The following is a 6,225-nucleotide window of genomic DNA, read 5'->3' on the forward strand; positions in this document are numbered from 1 at the left end:
ATTATTTGTAACCATAAAAGTAGGTAATATGAGGCGTAACTTTACCCAATTGAGATTCTTGAGGATGGTTACTAACCTGAGCGCATACACCAAATACATCATCAAGCATGTGCTCAGTCAGTACCTCTGCAGGAGAGCCGGTATGCGTTATTTCTCCATTTTTAATGACGACAAGCTCATCACACATAGCGCTAGCCAAATTAAGATCATGAAACGAAGCAAATACTGTAACACCAAGAGACTTTGCCAGCTCCATTACCTGTATTTGATATTTAACATCAAGGTGGCTAGTGGGCTCATCCATAATTAACAGCTGAGGTTGCTGAACAATAGCACGTGCAATGAGTGCCCGCTGCTTTTCGCCCCCAGAGAGCGATTCAAAATTTTGATTTGTGTGCAGCTCAAGCCCTACCGTTTTTATAGCTAGAGTGATTTGTTGTTTTTCGCTTTGCGATGTTGAACTAAATAACGATTTATGAGGCGTTAGGCCAAGAGCCACAACATCAAATAACGACAAATTAAAATGCGATGGCGCCTCTTGTAAAACAACAGCAACGCACTTTGCATATTCATCACTTTTAAGCTGCCAAATATCATGGTTATTAAACTCTATAACCCCTTCATTAGGCTTATTAAAACGATATAAACAACGCAGTAAACTCGACTTACCTGCGCCATTAGGGCCAATTAAGCCCACAAATTTACCTTCGGGTATTTGCACATTAATGTGTTTGAGAATAGGTTTATTTGCTATTCCCCACGAGAGATTTTGAACGTTTAATATTGGTGCTTTAGTTTGCAATACTCTGTCCTAGACACGAGTACCCACTTGTAATGCAACCACCAAAAAGGAGTACATTAAAATTAGCATGAGTAGGCCCGCTCATTAAAAATTGATTTGTATCTGACTTAAAGCATAGCGCTAATTACAGTTGCGGGAACAGTTGAGGAATTGCACCTCATTCCAAATGAAGCTCTATTATGGGCGGGTAAGTAAATAATTTAAAGCAAAAAAAACCGCGCTAATTACAGCGCGGTTAAAAAGGGAGTGTTTTAACTCGTCGTTAAAACTTATATTCCATACCTAAACCTAAGTAATCTTGGTCTACGTTGTTGTCCATATCAAAGCTTGAGTAAAAGCCAAATACTTTAATGTTTTTGTTAAGCTTGTGATCAACACCCACTGAAATAGCTGTTTTATCATCACTATCGTCAAAGTCCATTGCTTGGTACTGAACTTTAAACGTGTTTTTACCCATGTTGTATGCTGCATTTAATAAGTAACCGTCACCTTCAGCTGAACCGTCTACTTTTTCTTGAGTTTGGTACATAGCACCGAGTTTAAAGTCTTCAACTTTACCTTGGATTGACGCACGTACTACATCGTAACCATTTACTTCGCTGTCAGCTGCAATTGAGGCATATACCGCGCTCTTTTTAAGTGCTGAATCACCGTATGTTACAGCCATTGAATAACCGTTATCTGCATCTACATCGTCTTCAGCAATAAAAGTAGCAAGTACTTTAAAGCCTTCGTATGAGTTAGAAGTATACGTGATTGAATCACCTAAACGGTTTTCACCTTTGAAAACGTTTTTAATATCGCCTTCAAGGTCATTAAATAAATCGAGTTTACCTTGCGCTTGTTTAAACGCCGTGTCGTTACGACCCACTACTACCTGACCAAACGAGCCTTTAACACCAACATATTGGTTACGCGCAGAAATATTATCGTCGTCGCCTTTTGAGTCTGCATCAGTTACATCAACTTGAAACTCAAACTTATAAACTGCTTCTAAGCCATCGGTAATTTTTTCTGAACCTTTAAGGCCAAAACGAGATGCATTACTTTTAATTTCAGTGAACGACCCTTCGCCGTCATCTGTAGACTGAACAGTCACATTTGCTTTACCGTAAACATCAACGTCAGCAAGTACATTAAAAGATAAACCACTTAGCAAAGCGACACATAAGCTCGATTTTACAAATTTCATGTTATTTCCTCGATAATCACAAAAGACTAATTTTTAAAACGACTGCAGTTTGTCACCACTAAATGACAGAAATATTACAAATGAAATATTTTTGACTTTTAAAGTTAATAAAACTGCATTATTTATGAAATCAAAAGGACATGAACATCAATCATACAAATATGTCCCCACTTAAAATCCAATTACTAAGCATGTGCCTTAATAGTAGGTAGTAAATTTATGAGTGTTTCTATTAGTTCCTTTTGTTCGTTATCTCTATGGTAGGCTACAAATATATCTCTTGACGTATTTTCTACATTTTTTACATGAAATAATTCACCATTTTCTAAATGTTGCTCAACCAAAACATGTGGAATAAATGCGCTACCACCACATTGTAGTATTAAATCTAACGCAATTCGTCCGGTACTTGTTCTAAAGTAAGGAGGCGTTTTACCGGTAAACTGGCGTGCATGCCAAAGTGAAAATGTCGTTCCCCAGTCAACATACACGTACTGATTATCAAAAAAGTTTTCGTTTGTTGCAGTGTCATACCCACTTACAGGAATAATAGGCAGTTCACAAATACGCTCAACAACTAACTCATCTACTTTTGGTGGATCAAATAAAATGGCTAAATCAAGCGTGCGCTCAAGCAATAATCGCGTGCTTTCTTGCTGGGCTTTAACTTCAGCAACCAAAGAGACTCCCGGCATAGCCGACACAATATTAGTAATACCAAACTGCAAAAAGGCATCCCAAATATTAGGCGTCCCTGCCAAGCTAATTTGTTTATGCATATTATCAGCAAGGGCTACATCTACTTTGGCGCGCTGCATACCAGTTATGATCATTTGCGCATGAGGCAACAACCGTTCACCAGGCGCTGTTAATTGAATATTATTACGCTGGCGAATAAATAAATTAACACCAAGCCCTTGCTCTAATTGACGAATACGAAAACTGACCGCCGACTGCGTTATATAGAGGTTCTCTGCGGCTTTACCGAAATGACGCGTGCGCACTACTTCAACAAATGTTTTTAATAAATCGATATCCACTTTTTTATCCTCACGATAAAAATAACTTGTTTAAAAAATTGCCAAACTTGCATCATACTCCAACTAATTAATAGGGTATGAGGATATAGCTATGAGCATTAACATTTCACTACTACGCCAAGCATTTGTTAGCCAACGTCAATTTTATGATGATCAAAATTTTCCACGTGGTTTTAGCCGCAGCGGAAATTTCACCTTATTAGAAGCCAGTATACTAGAACAACATGGCATTGTTTTAAAAGGTTTATATAGTAAGACGATTGAACCACAAAATGAGCACCAAGAAAATTTTGTAGCCGTAGTAACTGGCTCACAAGAACCCACTAATCCGATTGAACGCGCATGGCTGAAATACCTAAAGCTCACTACTTGTAAAACGAAGTTTCATACCTTATTTGGCCGCTCAAAAATATCGAGCCCTGCGCCAATAAATCATGAAAGTTTTTCAGAATCAGATACCCTATAACACACTCAGCTATTTGCTTTTTGGCGCTTTTACGGTTACAAAGTGTATTAAGCAATTTTTTTGCATAATATAAACTGGGTGTTCCGTGAAGCGAAAAATATTAATAGTTGAAGATACACCTGCTATAGCGCTTGTGCAGAAACATATAGCGCTAAAAGTAGGCTACGAAGTAGATGTAGCAGAAACGTTAGCACAAACAAAAATACTAATTAGTCAAAATAATTACTTTTGCGCTGTTGTAGATTTTATTTTGCCTGATGCGCCTAATGGTGAGGCAGTACCGTGCACAATTAACGCAGAAATCCCTACCATTGTCATGACGGGTAGCATTGATAAAAAAACACGTGATACTGTTGAAAAATTCCCAATAATTGATTACATAATAAAAGAAAATAAACAAGCCTATCAATACCTTGAAAAACAACTTAAGCGTTTGCCTCGCAACGAAAGTGTAAAAGTATTAGTTGTTGATGATTCTATATCTACCCGCCACTATATTGTGAGCTTATTGTTACGTCATAAATATCAAGTATCTGAAGCTGAGGATGGCAAGCAAGCACTTGAAATGTTGGCAAAGTCACCCGACATTTCAGTGATCATCACTGACAACGAGATGCCCAACATGAATGGCGATGAGTTATGCAGTGAAATTCGCAGATTATACAATAACGACGAAAAAGCAATTATTGGTATTTCAGGCGCTGACTCGTCGGAGCTATCTACTTTATTTTTTAAAAAATGGCGCAAATGACTACCTCCATAAACCCTTTAATAACGAAGAGTTATATTGCAGGCTAAGCCAAAACGTCGACATGCTTCAACAAATAGCCACAATTAAGCGCCAAGCGAATACGGATTACCTTACTGACCTACCTAATCGTCGTTACTTTTTTGAGCAAGCAAATACGTCTTTAAAAGCGCTCAGCCTTAAAAAGGCAAACGGCTCACTGGCTATGATTGATATAGACCACTTTAAATCTATTAACGACACATATGGCCATGATGCAGGCGATCAGGTTTTAAAAGGGCTGGCTATTTGCTTTAAAAAATACTTTGAAAAATATTTAGTCGCGCGTTTAGGTGGCGAAGAATTTGCCGTTTACTTTGCTGATGAAAACACCCCAGAAGCACTGAAGAGACTGGAAGGGTTTAGGTATTTTGTAGAAAATAACAGCCAAGAGTTTAGTAAAGAAAAAATAAAACTGACCATTTCAATAGGCTTTTCTGGCGGGCCCGTTTATCAAATGGATACATTATTAAAACAGGCCGACCAAAAACTTTATGAGGCTAAAGAAGCTGGTCGCAACCAAGTAACTAGCTAAATAAATAGTTAAGCAACTTCGGCGGCTGTAATGGCCGCTTTTTTACGCTTACGTGATTGATGATAAGAATCCCAACTAAAGATAGCCAGAGCACTCCAAATACATGCAAAGGTAATAAGCCTTTCTGTATCAAATACCTCATCGTAAAACACCACAGCAAGTATAAACATTAAACTAGGCCCTATATATTGAAAAAAGCCTAGGGTTGTATATTGCAAGCGCTTAGCGGCACCTGTAAAGCAAAGCAGCGGCAATGTGGTAACAATACCAGCACTAATAAGAAGTAAATTAGTAAGCCAATCGTTATTTGGCAGGCTTGAAGTAGCAGAAGGTGCCATCATCCACCAATAAACCAACGCCACTGGTAGTAATATTAACGCCTCGAGCAAAATGCCCGGCAACGCCTCAACAGGAAGCTTTTTTCGTAACAGGCCATAAAGTGCAAACGATATCGCGAGTGAAAAAGCAACAACAGGGAACGAGCCAAAACTCACCAACTGTAATATCACACCCGAGAACGCAAGCCCAACAGCCACACCTTGAAATTTTCGGAGGCGTTCACCTAAAAAAAGCATGCCTAATAAAACATTTAACAGAGGATTTATGTAATAGCCTAAACTTGCATCGAGCATATGGTTATTGTTAATCGCCCATATAAATAATCCCCAGTTAAAACCAAGTAGCCCCGAGGTGACAACCAGCATTAGCATCAGTTTGGGCTGTATTATAATGTGCTTAATTTTACGCCAGTACTTTAGAACACTCACCACTAAAATTAAAAATACGACTGACCACACAACACGATGCATTAATATTTCAAATGCAGTCACATGTTGTATTAACTTGAAGTAAATGGGAGCAAGACCCCACATAACAAAAGCAAGACAGGCAAATATTGCGCCTTTACGCTGCTCGGTAACAATTGGCATAGTAAACACTTAGTGATTTAAAAGGTCGCCAGTTTACTCGCCAAATAGGTTTTATCCAACTAAATACGTGCCCGTGCCAAAAGCGATTTGTACAGATTGCTCATTATGTAATTCCATTCGGCACACGCACACTTTATTACCCGAACGAATAAGCGTGGCACTGGCGGTAAACACATCCCCTTTTCCTGGGCGCAAATAATCGGTGCGTAAATCAATAGTGCCCAGTGTTGCTAATTTTTTTTGTACACTGTTCATATCTAAATCGGTCAGCTTATCTATCACACTCGCCGCTGCGAGCATACCACCGACGTTATCGAGCACCGCTGAAATAATCCCACCATGAAGAATTTTTTGGGCTGGGTTACCTATAAAAACATCCTGCCACGGGAATGTAATTTTAGCTTGTTCTGGGCTAAGTGATTCTACCGATATATTTAAAAATTGATTAAACGGCATACCATTTACGAATAGCGC

General features: G+C 38.7%; 6 protein-coding genes, 1 pseudogene and 1 riboswitch. Of the genes and pseudogenes, 2 read left to right on the plus strand and 5 right to left on the minus strand.

From position 1 onward, the window contains the following. Window position 1: 1 nt before the first annotated feature. The 3 genes from BCG07_RS01230 to BCG07_RS01240 all read right to left on the minus strand — a co-directional run bounded on the left by BCG07_RS01230 (window position 2) and on the right by BCG07_RS01240 (window position 3,034). Window positions 2–802, minus strand: coding sequence for an ABC transporter ATP-binding protein (locus tag BCG07_RS01230; protein WP_058429722.1), 801 nt, complete (start codon window positions 800–802; stop codon window positions 2–4). Window positions 803–878: 76 nt separating this feature from the next. Then, a riboswitch (cobalamin riboswitch) is annotated at window positions 879–1,017 on the minus strand. Between the two features lie 47 nt (window positions 1,018–1,064). Then, entirely contained in the window at window positions 1,065–1,994 is a 930-nt protein-coding gene (locus tag BCG07_RS01235; protein ID WP_243531631.1) for a porin, read from the minus strand. 185 nt (window positions 1,995–2,179) lie between these two features. After that, a complete protein-coding gene (locus BCG07_RS01240; protein ID WP_008128976.1) occupies window positions 2,180–3,034 on the minus strand; it encodes a LysR family transcriptional regulator in 855 nt (284 codons plus the stop codon). 91 nt (window positions 3,035–3,125) lie between these two features. Here BCG07_RS01240 and BCG07_RS01245 point away from each other — a divergent pair, with 91 nt between their 5' ends. After that, the gene (locus BCG07_RS01245; protein ID WP_243531633.1) at window positions 3,126–3,500 is read left to right on the plus strand and encodes a MaoP family protein; all 375 of its coding nucleotides are present in this window, start codon (window positions 3,126–3,128) and stop codon (window positions 3,498–3,500) included. Between the two features lie 85 nt (window positions 3,501–3,585). Then, window positions 3,586–4,822, plus strand: a pseudogene (locus BCG07_RS01250) (diguanylate cyclase). 8 nt (window positions 4,823–4,830) lie between these two features. Here BCG07_RS01250 and rarD read toward each other — a convergent pair. Continuing rightward, window positions 4,831–5,751: an EamA family transporter RarD gene (gene rarD, locus BCG07_RS01255; protein ID WP_010556565.1), complete on the minus strand. Its 921-nt coding sequence runs from the start codon at window positions 5,749–5,751 to the stop codon at window positions 4,831–4,833. A gap of 51 nt (window positions 5,752–5,802) precedes the next feature. Further along, window positions 5,803–6,225, minus strand: a 423-nt coding sequence (locus tag BCG07_RS01260; protein ID WP_286888179.1) for a thioesterase family protein, incomplete at its 5' end; no start/stop codon positions are given.

This window comes from Pseudoalteromonas sp. ESRF-bin5, assembly GCF_002632075.1.
In the GTDB taxonomy this organism is placed as follows: domain Bacteria; phylum Pseudomonadota; class Gammaproteobacteria; order Enterobacterales; family Alteromonadaceae; genus Pseudoalteromonas; species Pseudoalteromonas marina.

What these genes read in the sequence shown, in the direction of transcription:
- BCG07_RS01245 (WP_243531633.1), top strand. Translation starts at nt 3,126, where the DNA reads ATGAGCATTAACATTTCACTACTACGCCAAGCATTTGTTAGCCAACGT.
- BCG07_RS01235 (WP_243531631.1), bottom strand. Translation starts at nt 1,994, where the DNA reads ATGAAATTTGTAAAATCGAGCTTATGTGTCGCTTTGCTAAGTGGTTTA.
- rarD (WP_010556565.1), bottom strand. Translation starts at nt 5,751, where the DNA reads ATGCCAATTGTTACCGAGCAGCGTAAAGGCGCAATATTTGCCTGTCTT.